Source organism: Zobellella denitrificans, from assembly GCF_002237365.1.
Taxonomy (GTDB): Bacteria; Pseudomonadota; Gammaproteobacteria; order Enterobacterales; family Aeromonadaceae; genus Oceanimonas; species Oceanimonas denitrificans.
This window is the reverse complement of record NZ_NMUO01000018.1, coordinates 22,057-41,459: the sequence shown is the minus strand read 5'-3', so window position 1 is coordinate 41,459 and position 19,403 is coordinate 22,057. Positions and strand designations below refer to the sequence as shown.

Here is a 19,403-nt window from a genome sequence, read left to right as displayed (position 1 = left end):
AGCGGCCGCCGGGGAATGGCGGCCGCGGCATGGGGGGCGCCGGGCTTACAGCATTTCTTTCAGCATGGCTTCCAGCTTGCCCTGGTCGATGGCGAAGTTGCGGATGCCTTCGGCCAGTTTCTCGGTGGCCATGGCGTCCTGGTTCTGCTCCCAGCGGAACTCGGCTTCGGTCATGGGGGCCGGGCGGGTCTGGCTGGCGCCCTGATCCTTAAGCTTCTGTACCACCTCGCCTTCGGCCTGGCTCAGCTCCGCCAGCAGGTCGGGGCCTATGGTCAGGCGGTCGCAACCGGCCAGCTCGAGGATTTCGCCGGTGTTGCGGAAGCTGGCGCCCATCACCACGGTCGCATAGCCGTGGGCCTTGTAGTAATCGTAGATGCGGCTCACGGAGAGCACGCCCGGATCTTGTGCCGGGGCGTATTCCTTCTGGTCGGTGTTTTTCTTGTACCAGTCGAGGATACGGCCCACGAAGGGGGAGATCAGGTAGGCGCCGGCCTCGGCACAGGCCCGGGCCTGGGCGAAGCTGAACAGCAGGGTCAGGTTGCAGTTGATGCCTTCCTGCTCCAGCACCTCGGCGGCGCGGATGCCTTCCCAGGTGGAGGCCAGCTTGATCAGGATGCGTTCGCGGCCAACACCGGCTTGGCTGTACAGGGCGATCAGGCGGCGTGCCTTGGCGATGCTGGCCTGGGTATCGAAGGACAGGCGGGCATCCACCTCGGTGGAGATGCGCCCGGGGACGATCTTGAGGATTTCACAGCCGATGTTGACCGCCAGCTTGTCGGAGGCGTCGACCAGTTGTTGGGCGGCGTCCTGGCTCTGGGACTTGGCCCAGGCCACGGCGTCTTCCAGCAGCGGGCGGTACTCCGGGATCTGGGCCGCTTTCAGGATCAGGGAGGGGTTGGTGGTGGCGTCTTGCGGTTGATACTTGCGGATGGCTTCGATGTCGCCGGTATCGGCTACGACGGTAGTCAGTTTTTTCAGTTGGGTCAGTTTATCGGCCATTGATGGTAAGGTCCTTTGCTCTGGTTCGGGCCCCTTTGGGGTACAGGGCCACAGTATCCCTTATTCGGGCCACTAAAATAAAGTGACCTCGGGAAAGAGCTGAACAGGGGGTCAGACAAGGGGAGGGGGGAGAGAAAGCCCCGGAAAATCAGGGTGAGATGAAATTTCGAACCATGGTTTTTTGTTAGTGATATATTTTGATCTTTTGGTCAAATCGTTTGTTTTTTGATAAAAAAGACCGGTTTCTTTAGACGGTTATAATTTAGTGTGATCTGTGTCACATGGCGATTTTTGCGCATTGTGCTAGATTCCGTGCGCTGCGGACCAGAGAAGATGATAACCATTCTTATCTGGTAAATGAATGCTCAAATTTTGGAGAAGCAGAGACACGCCAATGGATATTATTATCGCCTTTATCAACGACCTGCTCTGGGGCACGGTACTGATCTACCTGCTGCTGGGTGTCGGGGTATTCTTCACCCTGCGCCTGGGCTTTATTCAGTTTCGCCATTTCGGCCACATGTTTTCCGTGCTCAGGAACAGTCGCAAGTCCGATGCGGCGGGTATCTCGTCCTTCCAGGCCCTCTGTACCAGCCTGGCGGCCCGGGTAGGCACCGGCAACCTGGCCGGTGTGGCCGTGGCCCTGTACCTGGGCGGGCCGGGCGCCATCTTCTGGATGTGGGTCATCGCGCTTATCGGCATGTCCACCGCCTTCGTGGAGAGCACCCTGGCCCAGCTGTACAAGGTAAAGGATGAAGACGGCAACTACCGGGGCGGCCCCGCCTATTACATGGAGAAGGGCCTGGGCTTGCGCTGGATGGGCGTGCTGTTCGCCATTTTCCTGATCATCGCCTTCGGCCTGGTGTTCAACGCGGTGCAGGCCAACTCCATCAGCGCCGCCATGGACGTGGCCTTCGGCATCCCCCACTGGGCCACCGGCCTGGCGCTGGTGGTACTGGCCGGCCTTATCATCTTCGGCGGCCTGCGCACCATCGCCCGCTTCGCCGAACTGGTGGTGCCGGTGATGGCCCTGGCCTACCTGCTGATTGCCTTGGTGGTGGTGGCAATCAACATTACCGAGCTGCCCGGTGTGCTGAGCCTGATCGTCAAGTCGGCCTTCGGCCTGGAACAGGCCGGCGGCGGCGCCATGGGCTATGCCATTTCCCAGGCCCTGATCAACGGCATCAAGCGCGGCCTCTTCTCCAACGAGGCGGGCATGGGCTCGGCCCCCAATGCGGCGGCCTCGGCCACGCCCTATCCGCCCCATCCGGCGTCCCAGGGGTATGTACAGATGCTGGGGGTCTTTACCGACACCATCGTTATCTGTACCTGCACCGCCTCCATCATTTTGCTGTCGGGCCAGTTTGAACCCGGCTCCGGGGTGACCGGCATCGAGCTGACCCAGCGGGCGCTGTCCCACGAGGTGGGCAACTGGGGCAACACCTTTATCGCCATCGCCATCCTGTTCTTTGCCTTCACTTCCATAGTGGCGAACTACGCCTATGCGGAGAACAACCTGATCTTTCTGGAGCACAACCACAAGGCCGGCCTGCTGGTATTCCGCCTGTTCGTGCTGGGCATGGTGATGTTTGGATCCATTGGCGAACTGCCCACCATCTGGGCCATGGCGGACGCGTCCATGGGCATGATGGCGTTGACCAACCTGGTGGCGATACTGCTGCTGTCGGGCGTGGCCATCAAGCTGGCGCGGGATTACAACGACCAGCTCAAGCTTGGCAAGGTGCCGAGCTTCGACCCGACCAAGTACCCGGAGCTGAACCGTCAGCTCGAAGAAGGGATCTGGGACAAGAAATAACCGCCCGGGGACTGGGTCGGCCAGTCCCTAGAGCACCGATCAGCCTAAAAATTAGGCAGCGACGTTTCTTGGGGCGCGGGCGGCCCGCCCGCATGAGGGTGGCACCGAGGTGGGCGAAGGCACGGCCTAATCGGCGGTGCCTATTTTGCCTCGAGCCTTTTTAAACCTGCGGTGTGGTAGGCCAACCCGAGGGTTCGCGCTGTGCGCGAATGCAGGCGAGCCGCCTGCGCTCCATTATGTTCACGTCTCAGGGCTGCTCGCCCACCAGAAACTGCTTGCTGATGGTCCTGAACTGCTCGGTGCCGGCGCGGTGCAGCAACTCGAACACCACCATCTCCCGGCTGACGATCCGGGCGCCGGCATCGCGCATGCGGGCCAGGCCAAGCTGCCGGTTTTCCTCGGTACGGCTGCCCACCGCATCCGCCACCACGAACACTTCCTTGCCCGCCTTCAGCAGATCCATCACCGTCTGCAGCACGCAGACATGGGTCTCCATGCCGCAGACGATCACCTGAGGGTAGTGCTGCCAGTGCGCCGGCAGGCAGTCGGCGGCTACCACCGAGAAGTGCATCTTTTCCACTACTTCGGGCTGGTCCACCAGGACGGTGAGGGCGCCCTGGGTGTGGCCCAGCCCCCTGGGATACTGCTCGGTAAACAAAATGGGGGTGCCGAGCGCCTGGCAGGCCGAGATCAGCCACTGGATACGGGCACTCAGCCGCTCGCCGTGGTCGATGGCCGGGATCAGCTTCTCCTGCACGTCGATCACCATCAGTGCCGCCTTATCAAATTCCATCAACATCCTGTTCTCCCTCTCTGTCTGGTTGCCGTTAGTATGACCCTTTTGCCGGGCAAAGAAAAAGGGCGCCGCGGCGCCCCCTGGTCACATTGGTCCTGATCAGACCTTGAACTCCCCCAGCAGACTGTGCTGGCGCTGCATCTGCTCCAGCATGGCCTGGCAGTGGCGCACCTGGGCGATGGCGCCGCTGGCCACATCCTGGCTGATGTCGCGGATATTGGTGGTGTTCTGGTTGATCTCCTCGCTGGTGGCGCTCTGCTCTTCCGCCGCGGTGGCGATCTGCAGGTTCATGTCGTTGATGTGGCTGATGGCCTGACGGATCCGGGCCAGCACCTCGTTGGCCTCGGCGGCGTCCACCGAGGTCTGGGCGGCCAGCTCTTGGCTCTGCTTCATCTTGTTTTCCGCCAGCCTGACCCCGGCCTGCAGCCGCTCGATCATGTCGCCGATCTCCTGGGTCGACTGCTGGGTGCGGGAGGCGAGCGAGCGCACCTCGTCGGCCACTACCGCGAAGCCCCGGCCCGACTCACCGGCGCGAGCAGCCTCGATGGCGGCGTTGAGGGCCAGCAGGTTGGTCTGCTCGGCGATGCCGGTGATCACCGAGAGGATGGACTCGATATTGCGGCTCAGCTGGGCCAGCTCGTTGACCGAGGCCATGGTGTCTTCCATGTCGGCGGCCAGCCGTTCCACCGCCTGGGTGGAGCGGGACACTACCAGGGCCCCCTGTTCGGTTTCCTGGTTGGCGGCGTTGGCGGCCTCGGCGGCGTTCTGGGCGTGCTGGGCCACCTCGGTGGCGGTGGCGGCCATCTCGTGCATGGCGGTGGCCAGCTGATCCAGCTCCTGCAACTGCAACTGCAGCTGGTTCTCCGCCTGCTCCGACTGGCCGGAAGTCTGGCCGATGCTGGCCTTCAGCTTGTCGGAGCTGTCCATCACCTCGCCGATCAGCTTCTGCAGGTGACCAAGGAAGCCGTTGAACTCGTTGGCCACCAGGCCGAAGTCGTCCCGGCGCACTATGGGCAGGCGTTTGGTCAGATCGCCCTGGCCGCCGTTGATGTCCTTCAGGGACTGGTGCAGGCCGCCCAGCGGCTTGAGCAGGCTGGTCATCAGCAGGATCAGCAGGGTCATGCTGATGGCCACGCCCAGCACCGCGATCAGCAGCGCCTGCCATTGCAGGCGATCCGCCTGGGCCATGACGGCGGCTTCATCCAGCACCACCCCTATATACCACTTGGCGCTTTTCAGCTCCGACAGCGGGGTGAAAGACACCCAATGGGGCTTGCCGCCCAGGTCGTAGCTGGCCATGGTGCTGCTCAGGGCCGGTTGCTTGCCCTCGAACAGCTCGGTGAGGGACTTGCCGTTCAGCTCCGACCGGGGATGGGAGATGATATTGCCGTTTTCGGCCACCAGAAAGGCATAACCGGCGCCGTTGAAGTCGATGACGTTAATGGCGTCGGCCACCGTCTGCAGGCTGAGATCGCCGCCGAAGGCGCCCAAGGGGCGGCCCTGGTCGGTGATCTTGGCCACGGCGGAGATCAGGATCTCACCGGTGGTGGCGTCGGGGTAGGGCTCGGTCAGGGCGGCCCGGGGGGAGGCCATGGCCACCGCATACCAGGGACGCTGGCGGGCATCCCAGCCGGGAGGGTTCCAGCCGGGATCGCTGCCGATGGGGCGGCCGTTCTGGCTGTCGAGACCGCCGAACACGAGGATGAACTCGTCCTTCAGCAGGGGGAGCCTGAAGGTGCGCAGCACCTGCTCCGGGCTGAAGTCGCCGTCGATATTCTGGGCCACCATGTCGATAAGACCGAGTTTGGCGTTGAGCCAGCTTTCGATCTGCTTGGCCAGGGTCGAGCTGGTTTCGCCGATGGCGGCGGCGGTCTGGGTGCGCAGGGCGTCCCTTACCTGGGAGAGCTGCATCCAGGACAGGATGCTGACGGTAACGAGCAGCACGGCGGCGGCGGTGAGTCCTACTTTATGGGCTATTTTCATACAACTGGGTCCCTGTAGTTATTGTCTGGTCGAGAGCGGCTTATACTTTAGTCGCATAGAGCAGAGTAACATACTGAAAAAAATTCATTTTTTGCAATATTCTGCGCTAGAGCACAGTTTCTTTCCGGGTTTCCCGCACCGTTGTATTGCCAATTGAAACCTTCTCTGGCGGCAATGACAACGGGGGCATTTTTATCTTATCGGCAGCATCCAGCCCCTCTTGATTAGTGACTGCTTTCGATTTATCTATAAGGCCCCTGTCGTCCCCTTGTCGTGACGACAAGGGTATTCATCTGGTTCTTGTAGAGGAGAAGACACCGGCCAGCCGCGTCAGAGGCATTCGCCCTGTACGCCAACCCTTTCTCTCGTTTTCCGCATCGACGGAGCCTGCTCCGTCCCCCTGATCCAACCCTGTTCCTGTTTCGTCACTGTTTAGTTTTGCCAGGAGGTAAGGCGTTAATGAGTGGTGGCAATCCCTGTCTGACCTGCGGCGCCTGTTGCGCCTTTTTTCGTGTTTCCTTTTATTGGGGAGAAATTCACAGCGAGTTCCAGGTGCCCGAAGACCTGACCGAGCCGGTAAGTCCCAGCCGGCTGGCGATGCGGGGCACCAACCAGCCCGGCCCGCGCTGCGTGGCGCTGGAGGGGGAGGTGGGCGACTGCGTGTCCTGCCGCATCTATCCCAACCGGCCCAGTCCCTGCCGGGAGTTCGAGGCCTTTGATGCGGACGGCGCCTGTAACCGGGCCCGGGCGGCCTACGGGCTGCCTCCCCTGGGCAACAATCCGGTCGCGGCTTAAGGCTCGGAATTCGTTGGTGTTTCGGACATTGTCCGGTAGGCTGAAGGCAATGCCATCAAGGAGTGTGCTTATGGAAATGCTTTCCGCCCTCGAACAAAGGGTGATCGGTTGCCTGATTGAAAAACAGGTTTCCACTCCCGAAGTGTATCCGCTGACCCTCAATTCCCTGGTGAATGCCTGCAACCAGAAGAGCAACCGCGATCCGGTGATGAACCTGGGCGAAAAGGAGGTGCAGTCGGTACTGAACACCCTGATCGCCCGGCGCCTGGTCAACAACGTGGCCGGCTTCAACGCCCGGGCTGCCAAGCTCCAGCACCGTTTCTGCAACACCGAGTTCGGTGAGCTGCAGTTCAGCCCCGGTGAACTGGCCATCGTCTGCGAGCTGCTGCTGCGCGGCCCCCAGACCCCGGGAGAGCTGCGCAGCCGCACCCCGCGGCTGCACCAGTTCGACGACGTGACCCAGGTGGAAGCCTGCCTGCAGGCACTTATCGACAAGGGCCCCTTCGTGGTTAAACTGCCGCGCCAGCCCGGCAAGCGGGAGTCCCGCTACGCCCACCTGTTCGGCAATACCGACTACGCCGCGCTCGACGCCGAGCAGGGGCAGGAGCCGGTTGCTCAGGACCGGGAGGCCGAGCTGCAGGCGCGCATCCATGAGCTGGAAGCGGAGGTGCAGCGCCTGCAGGCGCGCATCGCCGAGCTGGAAGGCTAGGCGTCGGAGCGCGGGCCGCCCGCCCGCGCCCCAATTTACTGCCTAAGTTTTAAACTATATGGCGTGCTAGGCCGCCTGCCGGCCTGTCTTTTCCCCGGTGTCCCGCAAGGGGGCCAGCATCTTTTCCATGCCGTTGATCACGTTCAGGTTGGCCTGCTCCATGCCTTGCAGGGCGGCCAGCGCCTGAGGGTACTCCCGGGCGTAATAGTGCCGGATGGCATCCCGGGCAAAGCGGTGCATGGCCTGGTGCGGGGTTTCCAGCGCCCGGTAGTCGGCGTTGCCGGCAAAGAGCGTCTTGCCTTCTCCCTGGTAATACCATTGCCCGAGCCGGCACTGGGTTTCGTCGGGGATCTGTTCGGGCCGGCTGTCGGACTGTTCCATGAACACCCGGTAGACTTCGAGCTTGAGCTGCAGCTCTTCGATATTGGCCAGTTCAACGCCGGACAGACGGGCGGCGTCCACCACGGCGCGCTCCATGTGGTGGGCCAGGCGGTTGAGCCGGGTCATGTCGTCGGCGGCGGTGCCGGATTCTTCGGCGCACAGCCTGGCCAGACGGGCGCTTTCGGTCATGGCGGTACGGGTGCTGTGGGTTTCCTGCTGGATGGCGTCCACCAGGCCCGCTATCTCGGTGGTGGCATTGCCGGTACGCTCGGCCAGTTTGCGTACTTCATCGGCCACCACGGCAAAGCCCCGGCCGGCTTCCGCCGCCCGGGCCGCCTCGATGGCGGCATTGAGCGCCAGCAGGTTGGTTTGATCCGCAACTTCGCGGATCAACTGCACGATGCGCCCGATCTGGCCGGCCTGCTGCGACAACCGCTCCACGCCATCGGCGGTGGTGTCGGTGGTGGCGGAGAGGGTGTGCAGATTGTCGGCGATGCCGCCCAGTATGGTCTTGGCCCGCTCCGACTGGCCGGCCGCACTGATGGCGGTGGCCTGCTCCCGATCCAGGTTGCTGGACAGGCTGCCGAAGGAAAAGCACAGACCATCCAGCGACTGGCCGAAGCTGGCCATGCTGCCAAAAACCCCTTGGCTCAGCAGTTGCCGGTCTTCCAGTTCGGCGACCCTCGCTTGCCGTTCGGCCAGCTCCCGTTCCTTGTCGGCCAGCGCCGTTGTCAGTTGCTGCAACTGTTGCCGTTGTTGCTGGCATTGCTGTTCCAGCTCCGCCAGTCGTGCCCTGTTCCGTTTAAAAAGCATGCAATTTCTCCGCTCCGTCCGACGACCTTTGAATGTTAACAAAATAATCATCCCAGATGCATCATTTAGTGCATGCTTTTCCTGCCCGGATCCCGGTTCAGGGCGTTGACAGCTGCTCGGCCAGGCCCTGGGCGCCTTCGGGCAGGCCGACCTGTTGCACCAGCAGCCGGCCCTGCTCGTCCAGTACCGTGATGGCATTGGAGTGGGAGATCTCGCCGTCGGCCTGGCTCAGGTACTGGATATTGAGCGCCATGGCCAGTTCGCGCACGTTGTCATCGGTGCCGCTCAGCAGGGTCCAGTGTTCATCCAGGCCGCGGTGCTCGGCGAAGTGCCGCAATACCTTGGGGGTGTCCCGCCCCGGGGTGAGCGACACCAGCACAAAGCCGAGTCCGGCCTGCTGTGCCGGGGTCAGCACTTTCTGCACCGCCTGCAGGTTGGACACTATCACCGGGCAGGCGGTGGCGCAGTCGGTATAGATAAAGCCCAGCAGTTGTTTCTTGCCGGCCAGCTCCCGCAACTGGAGCCGCTCTCCCCGGCTGTCCTGCCAGGGGGCATCGAGCTGGTAGACGGAGTCGCCGGGCAGGGCTGCCTGGAGGTTAAAGGCGGCCAGCCAGATCAGCAGTAGCCATGGTTTCATCGGTTGTCTCCTGTGCACAACGAAATCCCAGGTTGCCCAGGGTGTAGGGAGCCTTCAGGCTGGAACGAAAGCCGAAACGCATGAAGGCGGCATAATCGGACGGATCGGCGCTGCCGGCGGCACCGGAGCCGCAGAACATGCCCTGATCCAGGCTGCTGTCACCGCGGGATTCGCCGGTGACCAGGGTGGAGTTGAAATCCCGGGTCCATTCCCACACCAGCCCGTGCAGATCCTGCACCTGCCAGTAGTTGGCCGGGCTCTGACCGACCTCGGCCAGGCTGGCGGTGGCCGGGCGGGCATACCAGGACAGGATGCGGCGGCTATAGTCCGGTTCACTGCTGCCGTTGGCGGCCTGCTCCGAGGCCTGGGCGGCGAACTCCCACTCCGCCACCGTGGGCAGCTGCTTGCCCTGGGCCTGGCAGTAGGCGCTGGCCGCAAACCAGGACACATGGGTGACCGGCTGGGCTGCCTGCTCGGGGGAGGGCTGCTCCCCCGGCCAGTGCTTGAGGTAGTTGGGCTCGGCAAAGAGGGCGGGAACCCGCCCTTTTTGCCAGCGGGGATGAGCGGCCACGAAGTCGGCGAACTGCCGGTTGGTGACCGGGGTGACATCCAGCCGGAACGGCGCCACCCGGGTAAGCGGGCTGTCCTTGCTGAGATACAGTGGCCGAATCTCCCCACCGGGCAGGTCGGCCATCTGCAGCGCCGCTAGAGCAATCAGCAGCGCGGGGTTCATCAGTGGGCGCTCCCTTCCATTACGATGGGCTTGCCTTCCTCGCGGCGCTTGGCCACCTGCTCGGGGGTGATCTCGCCGCCCTTGTTGTCCCAGCTGTTGAGCACGTAGGTCAGCACGTTGGCCACGTCTTCGTCGGACAGGCGCATGGCGGGCATGATGCTGTCGAAGGCCTGGCCGTTGACCTTGATCGGGCCCTTGAGGCCGTGCAGCACCACGTCGATGGCGCGGGTCGGGTCTTCATTGAGGAAGTCGGAGGCGGCGACCGGCGGGAAGGCGCCGGGGATGCCTTCGCCGCTGCCCTGGTGGCAGGCCTGGCAGTTGGCCTCATAGGCGCGCTTGCCGTACATCATCCGCTCTTCCTTGTTCTTGGCGGTGACCTTGGGATGGCCGTTGGGCATCACCTGCACCGCCGAGCCCTCGGGCAGGTAGACGTTGTCGGCTACCTTGCCGGAATAGACAATCTTGTCCTCGTCGCCCTCCACCGCCATCATGCCGAGCGCGCCCTTGTTGAAGGCGCGGAAGATGGAGTGATCCACCAGGATGAAGTTGCCGGGCACGTCCAGCTTGAATTCCACGGTGGCGGCACCGCCGGCGGGGACCAGGGTGGTCTGCACGTTGTGGTTGACCAGGTCGCCGCCTTCCACATAGACCTTGTCGAAGATTTCGCCGATGACGTGGAAGGACGACACCAGGTTGGGGCCGCCGTTGCCGACAAAGAGCCGCACCGTTTCGCCCACGTTGGCGGTGAGCGCCTTGTCGCCGTTGAGCGCGCCCACGGCGCCGTTGAACACCACGTAGTCCGCCTGCTCCTTGATCGCCTTGTCCATGTCGAAGGGCTGCAGGCCCTGCTCGCCATAGGCACCCTTGGTGTAGAAGTCGCCCTGCATCACGTAGTATTCCCGATCTACCGGCGGCAACCCTTCCTTCGGCTCCACCAGGATCAGGCCGTACATGCCGTTGGCCACGTGCATGCCCACCGGGGCGGTGGCGCAATGGTAGACATAGAGGCCGGGGTTGAGCGCCTTGAAGTTGAACACCGAGGTGTGGCCGGGAGCGGTGAAGGAGGCCGCCGCGCCGCCGCCGGGGCCGGTGACCGCGTGCAGGTCGATGTTGTGGGGCATCTTGGAGTCGGGGTGGTTGGAGAGATGGAACTCGACTTCATCCCCCTCGCGCACCCGCAGGAACTGGCCCGGCACCGAGCCACCGAAGGTCCAGAACATGTACTCCACCCCGTCGGCGATTTCCATCACCTTTTCCACCGTTTCCATCTTCACCACCACCTTGGCGGCATGATCCCGGGTGATGGGGGGCGGCACCAGGGGCGGCGAGGTCAGAACGGCTTCTTCCACCGGCAGGGTATTGGCCTGTACGGACAAGGCGAAGGTCATGCTGATGGCGGCGACAAGCTTACTCAGTTTCATGGGATGCTCCCTGCGCTTTGGCGCTTATTGTTGGTTGAACTTAATCTGCATTTCATATGTAAGTTTGTTCCTGGCATTGTCAAACAGGGCTGATTTGGATCAACAAATGCCCTTGTACCTCCCAGGAGGGAGGCGGCGGTGTGCAAAATATCGACATGGCGCACAGTTTTGGCGGACAAAGGCATGGTTTTTTCCTGCTCCTTTGTCATGCCGACAAGGTTTCGTTTGGACTTTGTCGGCAGGGCAGGCGTCAGGAGCTGGCCCTGGCGAGCAAGTGACCACTGTTGTTGGCGGCCATTCGCTCCTAGAATCCGCCAAGGCGTTCCCGTTGGGGGAGCGTTATCCGGTTACAGAAGGAGTGAAGGATGAAGAAAGCCAGCATGATCGCCGCGGCCTGCACCCTGTGGGCCTTGTCCGGCGCCCTCTACGCCCAGGAGGCCCCCCCGGTGGAGGAAACGCCGGTAGAGGAAACCCTGGTAGAGGAGACCCTGGTAGAGGAAACGCCGGTAGAAGAAAACCTGGCGGAAGAGCCGGCGCCCGAGCAAACGGAAGAAGTAACCGAAGGCGCCGTGATCAGCGCGGCCAGCGCCGAGACCCTGCAGCGGGTATACGACAAGCTGACCATCAAGGTGGAAGAAGGCGAAGCGTCCGAGCGGGCCCTGGAGGCCATAGCGCACGCCCAGCAGGTCAGCCAGCACGGTGCCATCACCTCCGCGGCGGCCAAGGCGAAGGAGCCGGGCCAGGGCAACGGCATCGCTGCCCAGGGTGAAAGCCGCTCCTCCATGGGGGCAGCCAGCAGTGGCGGCCGAGGCGGCAACGGCGGCGACAATGGCGGCGGCAACGGCAACGGCAACGGCAACGGCAACGGCAACGGCGGCGGCGGCGGCAACGGCCGGGGGTGAGCCCCGGACACCAGGCCCTCTTTTCATCCTCTGAGCAAACTGTCAGAATAGGCGTCTCTTGGGGGAGTAATCGTTCGGCAACCGCCGAAACCACTGTCAACAATCTCTGAGCCAAAGGCTTATGGCAGTGGTGTCCTGATGGATTGATGAGACCTGAGACAGCGTGACTTGCCGGGCGGGAAGTCACGATGTCTCCGGTATCCATGATCCCGCCCTGAAGAGCGCCTATGAAACACAACACACCCTTCTGCTGCCTTGTCACCCCGGCCCAAGGGGGAACCTGCTTATGCTGATGTCCTTGGTCGCCATTGTGCTGGGCCTGGCCGTGCTGGTCTGGAGTGCCGACCGTTTTGTGGACGGAGCCTCGGCCACCGCCCGGTACGCCGGCATGCCCCCCCTGCTCATCGGCATGGTGATTGTCGGCTTCGGCACCTCGGCGCCGGAGATAGTGGTGTCTATCATTTCAGCCATGGAAGGAAACCCCGGCCTTGCCCTGGGCAACGCCTATGGCTCCAATATCGCCAATATCGGCCTTATCCTGGGCCTGACCGCCCTGATAAGCCCCATCGCCGTGCATTCCCAGGTGTTGCGCAAGGAACTGCCGATCCTGCTGCTGATCACCCTGCTGTCTCTTTCCCTGTTGTGGAACGGCTGGCTGGCCCGCACCGATGCCCTGGTGCTGCTCGGTGTCTTCGTGCTGCTGATGGGCTGGAGCATCTGGCAGGGACTGAAGGACGGTGCCGACGCCATGGCGGCGGACGAAACCAGGGAGCTGGACGACAACCAAATGACCCTCAAGCAGGCGTTGTTCTGGCTGGTGGCCGGCCTGGTGCTGCTGATCATCAGCTCGCGCATCCTGGTGTGGGGCGCGGTCAACGTGGCCCAGGCCTTCGGGGTGAGCGATCTTATCATCGGCCTGACCATAGTGGCGGTGGGCACCTCGCTGCCGGAGCTGGCGTCTTCCATCGCCGCCATCCGCAAGAACGAGCATGATCTGGCCATCGGCAACGTGATCGGCTCCAACCTGTTCAATACCCTGGCGGTGGTCGGCCTGGCCGGCATCATCCATCCGCTGGAGGTGGCGGCCGAGGTGATCAGCCGCGACTTTATGGTGATGGGTGCCCTGACCCTGTCGCTGTTCGTGCTGGGCTACGGGTTCAGCGGCCGCCAGGGCCGCATCAACCGGGTGGAAGGCGGCCTGCTGTTGGCTGCCTATATCGGCTACACCAGCTGGCTGGCGCTGGGCGTGCTTGGCACCGCCTGATCCTGGCGAGCCGGCGGCCTGGCCGCGTGGCGGGAGCATGGATGTTTTTTCATCCGTGCTCCGGACGTTGGCACAGCCTGTCACTGTTATTCAAAGGGAGGAAATCATGGCAATTAGCGAACAGGATAAACGGCACCTGCGCCGTTGCGTGGAGCTGGCGGCACAGGCGCTGGCGGCGGGGGATCAGCCGTTCGGTTCCGTGCTGGTGGGGGCGGATGGCGCCGTATTGGCGGAGGATCGCAACCGCATCCACAGCCGCGAGCCCACCTGGCACCCGGAAATCGCCCTGGCGCGCTGGGCCGCCGAACACCTCACCGAGCAGGAGCGCGCCGCCGCCATTCTCTATACCTCGGGCGAGCACTGTCCCATGTGCTCCGCCGCCCACGCCTGGGTGGGACTGGGGCGCATCGTTTACGCTTGCTCGGCCGAGCAGTTCGGCCAGTGGTGCCAGGAGTGGGGCCTGCCGGCTTCGCCGGTCGCGCCGCTGTCCATCCAGCAGGTGGCGCCGAGCATAGCAGTGGACGGCCCCGAGCCCGAGCTGGCGGCACAGCTGCGCGAGCTGTACCGGCGTTGTTTTGGCATTGAGAGCAAGGACTAGGCCCCGCTTCCGCTTGCGCTATCCCATGTCGCCCCCGCGAAAGCGGGGGCCCATTCTTTTCATCCCTTCAGCACACTGAACTCCCGGAACAGCCTCACCGGCAGCGGGTGTTCCCGCGGATTGCTCGGAGGGTCTTGTGGCGCGTTGCTTTCCCATTATAATTATTTGAATCAATCGAGTCCCTTTGTTGTTCGAGGGCAGATAATTATTCGGAGGTGGGATGTCCAGAGGATGGTCAAAAGCCGAAGTAGAGGCGACGGTTGAAGATTACCTAGATATGCTTTTTTTGGAACTGAGTGGTAAGAGATATAATAAATCCGAACACCGAAGAAATTTACAGTCGAAGCTCAATGGCCGCAGTGATGGCGCGGTAGAGCTGAAGCACCAGAATATTAGTGCTGTAATGATAGAAATGGGCATCCCATACGTGAATGGCTACAAACCACGCGCTAACTATCAGCGTTCACTGTTGCCGGATGTTGTATCCAGGCTCGTTTCAAAAAGATTCGATTTACATCAAATGTTGGCGGTGGACGTGGAAGAGTCTCCTTCTGTCTTGCCTCAATTTGACTTTAATGCTGTGTTAGAAGATCCGCCTAAGAATGACAAGGTAAGCGAAGGAGAAGCTAGTTGTAGTTTTAAAAATATCAACTACTTGGAGCGTGAAGCTCGAAATCAAGCTATCGGCGATTTTGGGGAAGAATTTGTTCTGGCTTATGAAAAAGAAAGGCTTGAGAGAGTAAACAAAGGCTTTCTGGCAGACAGAATCGAGCATGTTGCTCGAACTCAGGGGCCTTCTGCTGGATACGATATTCGTTCGTATAATGCTGATGGCACAGATAGATTTATCGAAGTGAAGGCAACAAAGTATGGAAAAAATATCCCGTTCTTTGTGACTCAGAATGAGTTGAAATTTTCACAAAATAACGCCAATAGATATTTTTTGTACCGGGTTTTTGAGCTTAAAACGCAACCACGCATGTTTAGTTTGAGCGGCAACTTGGCACTTCATTGTCATTTAAAACCGACTGAGTTTATGGCTGTGGTTGGTTGAACCATTTCGTTGCCGCTCTTGCGGTAATTGCAGGCGGGCCGCCTGCGCTCCATAAAAACGGCGCCGGGGTTGAATCCCGGCGCCGTTTTTATGGGCCCCCGCCTTCGCGGGGGCGACGAGGCTGGTTTTACCCCTTGCGGGTAGCGGCCTTCATGTTCCGCACGAAGGTGGTCAGGGCGTCCAGCATGGCCTGGTCGTCGTCCAGGTGTTGCTCGATGATCTTGACCACGGCGGAGCCGGAAATGGCGCCGGCGGCACCGGCCTGCACGGCGGCGCGTACCTGCTCCGGCTCGGAGATACCGAAACCCAGCAGGCAGGGCGGGGCGCCGAATTCCTTCAGCCTGGCCAGCAGGCTGTCCACCGGCATGCCGGCCTTGGTTTCGGTGCCGGTCACCCCGGCGCGGCTCAGCAGGTAGGTGTAGCCCGAGCCCATTTCCGCCACGGTTTTCAGGGTGTCGTCGTTGCCGTTGGGCGGCGCTATGTAGATGCTGGCAATGCCCGCTTCGTCGGCGGCGGCCTTGAAGGGGGCGGCCATTTCCACCGGCACGTCGGCCACCAGCACCGAGTCCACCCCGGCGGCCACGCACTGGGCGTAGAAGTTGGCCGGGCCCGGCTTGTACACCAGGTTGGCGTACACCAGCAGGCCGATGGGCAGCTCGGGGTATTTTTCGCGGATCTGTTTCAGCATCTCGAAGCAGGTGGCGGAGCGGGTGCCGGCCGCCAGCGCCCGCACCGTGGCGCCCTGGATGGTGGGGCCGTCGGCCACCGGATCGGAGAAGGGAATGCCGAGCTCCAGGGCGTCGGCGCCGCCGGCCACCAGGGCGTCGATCACCTTGAGCGACCGGGCAGGGGTGGGATCGCCCAGGGTCACGAAGGGGACGAAGGCGCCTTCACCGGCGGCGTTCAGCCGGTCGAACAAAGACTGGTAACGGCTCATTTCAGCACTCCTTTCTGCTCCAGGATCTCGGCCACGGTAAAGATGTCCTTGTCGCCCCGGCCGGAGAGGTTGACGATCAGCACCTGTTCTTTCTCCGGCTCGGCCTCGGCCATCTTCAGGGCGTAGGCCAGGGCGTGGGAGGATTCCAGCGCCGGTATGATGCCCTCGTTGCGGGCCAGGGCCTGGAAGGCGTCCAGCGCTTCGTCGTCGGTGATGGACTCGTAGCGGGCGCGGCCGATGGAGGCCAGGTAGGCGTGCTCGGGACCGACCGAGGGGAAGTCGAGCCCGGCGGACACCGAGTAGGACTCCTCAATCTGGCCGTCGTCGTTCTGCATCAGCAGCGAGTGCATGCCGAAGAACACGCCCTTGGTGCCGTGGCGCAGGGGCGCGCCGTGCTCGCCGGTGTCGATGCCCTTGCCGGCGGGCTCGATGCCGATAAGCTCCACGCCCTCTTCATCGATAAAGTCGGCGAAGATGCCGATGGCGTTGGAGCCGCCGCCCACGCAGGCGATCACCGCGTCCGGCAGCCGGGCCTCGCGCTCGCGCAGCTGGACCTTGGCTTCCTCGCCGATCATGCGCTGGAACTCGCGCACTATGGTGGGGAAGGGGTGCGGGCCGGCGGCGGTGCCCAGCATGTAGTGGGTGGTCTCGTAGTTGGCGGCCCAGTCGCGCAGCGCCTCGTTGCAGGCGTCCTTGAGGGTGGCCGAGCCGGAGTGCACCGGTATCACCTCGGCGCCCATCAGCTTCATGCGGAACACGTTGGGTTTTTGCCGCTCGCAGTCCTTGGCGCCCATGTATACCCGGCACTTGAGGCCGAGCAGGGCGCAGGCCAGGGCGGTGGCCACGCCGTGCTGGCCGGCGCCGGTTTCGGCGATGATCTCCTGCTTGCCCATGCGCTTGGCCAGCAGCGCCTGGCCCAGCACCTGGTTGGTCTTGTGGGCGCCGCCATGCAGCAGGTCTTCCCGCTTGAGGTAGATGCGGGTCTTGGTGTGGGACACCAGGTTGCGCACCTTGGTGAGGGGCGTGGGGCGGCCGGCGTATTCGCACAGCAGCTCGCGGAATTCCCGCTCGAACTCGGGATCCTGTTGGGCGTCCACAAAGGCCTGCTCCAGCTGGAGCAGGGCCGGCATCAGGATCTGGGGCACGTACATGCCGCCAAATTCGCCGAAGAAGGGGTTAAGTAGGGTCATTGTGTGTTCCTGCGTCCGTAATGTCTGAGGGCGGCGAAGGCCGCGTCGAGTTTGGCCGGGTCTTTCTGCCCGGGGGCGCTTTCCACGCCGGAATTGAAATCCAGCCCCCGGCAGCCGAGGGCGGCGGCGCGGGCGGCGTTGTCGGGGTTGAGGCCGCCGGCGAGCATCAGGTTGCGCTTGTCGAGCGTGGCCAGCAGCGACCAGTCGAAGGCCTGGCCGGTGCCGCCGCTCTGGCCGAAGGCCTTGGTGTCGAACAGCAGCCGGTCGGCGTTGGCGGGCAGGGCAGGCAGGGCATCCGCCACCGCCACCGCCTTCCAGATTTCCACGCCCTCGGGCAGCATGGCGCGCAGGGCGTCGATATAGGCCTCGTCCTCGTCACCGTGCAGCTGCACCGCCTTCAGCCCCAGGGTGCGGGCGGTATCGGCAATCTCGGTGCGCCTGTGGTTCTGGAACACACCCACGTAGTCGAGGGGCGCGGCCCGGATCAGGGCCTGCGCCTGCTCCAGGCTGACGCAGCGCGGGCTCTTGGCCACGAAGATGAGGCCACCGAAGGCGGCGCCGGCGGCATGGGCGGCGGCGGCGTCCTCGGGGCGGGTCAGGCCGCACACCTTGTTGTCGCCCAGGATCAGGCGGCGCACCGCCAGATCCAGATCGTCCTCGGCCATCAGCGAGCTGCCCACCAGAAAACCGTCGGCGTGGGCGGACAATGCCTTCACCTGGGCGTGGTGATGGATGCCGGACTCGGAGATGACGATGCGATCGTCCGGGATAAGCCGGGACAGTTCCCGGGTGCGGTCCAGGTCGATGGACAGATCGCGCAGATCCCGGTTGTTGATGCCGATAACCCGGGCATCCAGGCGCAGCGCGCGTGCCACTTCCTCGGCACTGATGACTTCGGTCAGTATGCCCATGTTGAGCGCGCGGGCCACGGCGGCCAGCTCCCGGTACTGGTCGTCGTCCAGTACCGACAGCATCAGCAGGATGGCGTCGGCCCGGTGGTGGCGGGCCAGTTTGATCTGGTAGGGGTCGATGATGAAATCCTTGCAGATCACCGGCTGGCTCACCTGGCCGCGCACCCGGGTCACGAACTCGAAGCTGCCCTGAAAGTATTTTTCGTCGGTCAGCACCGAGATGGCCGAGGCATGGCGACCGTAGACACCGGCGATGGCGTCGATGTCGAAGTCGGCGCGGATCAGGCCCTTGGAGGGCGAAGCCTTCTTGCATTCCAGGATAAAGGCCGGCTGGCCGGCGGCCAGGGCCGCCTCGAAGGGGCGATCACTCGGGATCAGGCCGGCTTCAAAACTGTCCAGGGGCTGGGCCTGCTTGCGCGCCTCGACCCAGATTTTTTTGTCGGCAACAATCTTGCCGAGAACGGTACTTAACATTGGCTCAACTCCGCCAGTTTATTGGCTACTTCCATGGCTTTGCCCGACTTTAACACAGCCAGCACCTGCTCCACGCCTTCTTTCAGGGTTTCGGCCCGGCCGCTCATCACCAGCAGCGGCGCCACGTTGATGGCGATGACGCTTTGCTGGGCGGGGGTGCCGCCCCCTTGCAGCAGGCTCAGGGTGATGGCTTTGTTTTCACTGGGCTCGCCGCCGGCAATGGCGCTGATGTCGTAACGCCTGAGTCCCAGCTCTTCGGGAGTGATGCTGTATTCGATGATCTCGCCGTTGAGGATTTCCGCCACCTGGGTCGGGCCGTGGATGGCAATTTCATCCAGGCCGCTGCCATGCACCACCATGCCCCGCTTGAGGCCCATGGCCACCAGGGTGTCGGCAATGGGGCGCACCAGCGCTTCGGAATACACCCCCAGCAGCATGAAGTCGGGGCGGGCGGGGTTCACCAGCGGGCCCAGCACGTTGAAGATGGTGCGGGTTTTCAGGGTCTGGCGCACCGGCATGGCGTGGCGGATGCCGCCGTGATACTTGGGCGCGAACAGGAAGCAGACGTTGGCCTCGTCCAGGCAGCGGCGGGCGGTGTCCGGGCTCATGTTCAGGTCGATGCCCAGTTGCTCCAGCAGGTCGGAAGAGCCGGACTTGCTGGAGACGCCGCGGTTGCCGTGCTTGGCCACCTTGATGCCGCAGGCGGCGGCCACCAGCGCCGAGGTGGTGGAGACGTTGATGGTGTTCATGCCGTCGCCGCCGGTGCCGACGATGTCGCAGAAGGCGTAGTCCGGGCGCGGGAAGGGGCTGGCCGCTTCCAGCAGGGCCTGGGCGGCGCCGGCGATTTCGTCCGGGGTTTCGCCCTTCATCTTCAGCACGGTCAGCAGGGAGGCCATGGTCATCTGGTCCATGTCGCCGCGCAGCAGCTCGCCGAACAGGGCCTGGGCCTGGGCGCGGCTGATGTGCTCGCCGCGGTACAGCTGGTCCATG

The 19,403-nt window shown here is 63.1% G+C and carries 19 protein-coding genes; 8 read left to right on the top strand and 11 right to left on the bottom strand.

Annotated elements, in window-relative coordinates; all coding sequences use genetic code 11:
• Positions 1–45 precede the first annotated feature (45 nt).
• Positions 46–999 carry a transaldolase gene (gene tal / locus CGX12_RS06120; RefSeq protein ID WP_094039009.1) on the bottom strand — a complete coding sequence of 318 codons (954 nt, stop codon included), beginning with the start codon at positions 997–999 and terminating at the stop codon, positions 46–48.
• A gap of 394 nt (positions 1,000–1,393) precedes the next feature.
• On the opposite strand from tal, the gene CGX12_RS06115 reads away from it, so the two are divergent.
• Positions 1,394–2,815, top strand: a complete 1,422-nt coding sequence (locus CGX12_RS06115) for an alanine/glycine:cation symporter family protein (protein WP_094039008.1) — start codon at positions 1,394–1,396, stop codon at positions 2,813–2,815.
• A 247-nt stretch (positions 2,816–3,062) separates the two neighbouring features.
• Here CGX12_RS06115 and CGX12_RS06110 read toward each other — a convergent pair whose 3' ends face one another.
• Together CGX12_RS06110 and CGX12_RS06105 are read right to left on the bottom strand one after the other, a co-directional pair.
• Positions 3,063–3,608 (bottom strand): hydrolase, encoded by a 546-nt coding sequence (locus CGX12_RS06110; RefSeq protein ID WP_254918221.1) that lies wholly within the window; start codon positions 3,606–3,608, stop codon positions 3,063–3,065.
• Between the two features lie 102 nt (positions 3,609–3,710).
• Complete coding sequence (locus tag CGX12_RS06105) at positions 3,711–5,594, bottom strand: methyl-accepting chemotaxis protein (RefSeq protein ID WP_094039006.1); 1,884 nt, start codon at positions 5,592–5,594, stop codon at positions 3,711–3,713.
• Positions 5,595–6,053: 459 nt separating this feature from the next.
• Here CGX12_RS06105 and CGX12_RS06100 point away from each other — a divergent pair, with 459 nt between their 5' ends.
• Both CGX12_RS06100 and CGX12_RS06095 read left to right on the top strand, forming a co-directional pair.
• Complete coding sequence (locus CGX12_RS06100; RefSeq protein WP_094039005.1) at positions 6,054–6,389, top strand: YkgJ family cysteine cluster protein; 336 nt, start codon at positions 6,054–6,056, stop codon at positions 6,387–6,389.
• 70 nt (positions 6,390–6,459) lie between these two features.
• Complete coding sequence (locus CGX12_RS06095) at positions 6,460–7,098, top strand: YceH family protein (protein ID WP_094039004.1); 639 nt, start codon at positions 6,460–6,462, stop codon at positions 7,096–7,098.
• 66 nt (positions 7,099–7,164) lie between these two features.
• Here CGX12_RS06095 and CGX12_RS20320 read toward each other — a convergent pair whose 3' ends face one another.
• The 4 genes from CGX12_RS20320 to nirK form a co-directional block, all read right to left on the bottom strand.
• Positions 7,165–8,292 carry a methyl-accepting chemotaxis protein gene (locus tag CGX12_RS20320; protein WP_094039003.1) on the bottom strand — a complete coding sequence of 376 codons (1,128 nt, stop codon included), beginning with the start codon at positions 8,290–8,292 and terminating at the stop codon, positions 7,165–7,167.
• 97 nt (positions 8,293–8,389) lie between these two features.
• Positions 8,390–8,929, bottom strand: coding sequence for an SCO family protein (locus tag CGX12_RS06085; RefSeq protein ID WP_094039002.1), 540 nt, complete (start codon positions 8,927–8,929; stop codon positions 8,390–8,392).
• A complete protein-coding gene (locus tag CGX12_RS06080) occupies positions 8,889–9,662 on the bottom strand; it encodes a formylglycine-generating enzyme family protein (RefSeq protein WP_094039001.1) in 774 nt (257 codons plus the stop codon). The genes CGX12_RS06085 and CGX12_RS06080 overlap by 41 nt, the downstream gene beginning before the upstream one ends.
• Positions 9,662–11,083 carry a copper-containing nitrite reductase gene (gene nirK, locus CGX12_RS06075; RefSeq protein WP_094039000.1) on the bottom strand — a complete coding sequence of 474 codons (1,422 nt, stop codon included), beginning with the start codon at positions 11,081–11,083 and terminating at the stop codon, positions 9,662–9,664. The genes CGX12_RS06080 and nirK overlap by 1 nt, the downstream gene beginning before the upstream one ends.
• Positions 11,084–11,223: 140 nt before the next feature.
• Between nirK and CGX12_RS19835 the strand changes: the two genes are divergently transcribed.
• The 5 genes from CGX12_RS19835 (at position 11,224) to CGX12_RS06055 (ending at position 14,901) form a co-directional block, all read left to right on the top strand.
• The gene (locus CGX12_RS19835; RefSeq protein WP_157772159.1) at positions 11,224–11,361 is read left to right on the top strand and encodes a hypothetical protein; all 138 of its coding nucleotides are present in this window, start codon (positions 11,224–11,226) and stop codon (positions 11,359–11,361) included.
• Positions 11,362–11,448: 87 nt separating this feature from the next.
• Positions 11,449–11,985: a hypothetical protein gene (locus tag CGX12_RS06070; protein WP_094038999.1), complete on the top strand. Its 537-nt coding sequence runs from the start codon at positions 11,449–11,451 to the stop codon at positions 11,983–11,985.
• Positions 11,986–12,271: 286 nt separating this feature from the next.
• A complete protein-coding gene (locus CGX12_RS06065) occupies positions 12,272–13,249 on the top strand; it encodes a calcium/sodium antiporter (RefSeq protein WP_094038998.1) in 978 nt (325 codons plus the stop codon).
• Between the two features lie 106 nt (positions 13,250–13,355).
• Positions 13,356–13,847, top strand: a complete 492-nt coding sequence (locus CGX12_RS06060; RefSeq protein WP_094038997.1) for a nucleoside deaminase — start codon at positions 13,356–13,358, stop codon at positions 13,845–13,847.
• Between the two features lie 220 nt (positions 13,848–14,067).
• Entirely contained in the window at positions 14,068–14,901 is an 834-nt protein-coding gene (locus CGX12_RS06055; RefSeq protein WP_094038996.1) for a protein NO VEIN domain-containing protein, read from the top strand.
• A gap of 127 nt (positions 14,902–15,028) precedes the next feature.
• On the opposite strand, the gene trpA is transcribed toward CGX12_RS06055, so the two are convergent.
• From trpA to trpD, 4 genes are read right to left on the bottom strand one after another with little or no spacing between them, the layout of a single operon-like run.
• Positions 15,029–15,838: a tryptophan synthase subunit alpha gene (trpA, locus tag CGX12_RS06050; protein ID WP_094038995.1), complete on the bottom strand. Its 810-nt coding sequence runs from the start codon at positions 15,836–15,838 to the stop codon at positions 15,029–15,031.
• Positions 15,835–17,028: a tryptophan synthase subunit beta gene (trpB, locus tag CGX12_RS06045; RefSeq protein ID WP_094038994.1), complete on the bottom strand. Its 1,194-nt coding sequence runs from the start codon at positions 17,026–17,028 to the stop codon at positions 15,835–15,837. The genes trpA and trpB overlap by 4 nt, the downstream gene beginning before the upstream one ends.
• Positions 17,025–18,413: a bifunctional indole-3-glycerol-phosphate synthase TrpC/phosphoribosylanthranilate isomerase TrpF gene (trpCF, locus tag CGX12_RS06040; protein WP_094038993.1), complete on the bottom strand. Its 1,389-nt coding sequence runs from the start codon at positions 18,411–18,413 to the stop codon at positions 17,025–17,027. The genes trpB and trpCF overlap by 4 nt, the downstream gene beginning before the upstream one ends.
• Positions 18,407–19,402, bottom strand: coding sequence for an anthranilate phosphoribosyltransferase (trpD, locus tag CGX12_RS20200; protein WP_232513440.1), 996 nt, complete (start codon positions 19,400–19,402; stop codon positions 18,407–18,409). Before trpD ends, trpCF begins: the two co-directional genes overlap by 7 nt.
• Position 19,403 lies beyond the last annotated feature (1 nt).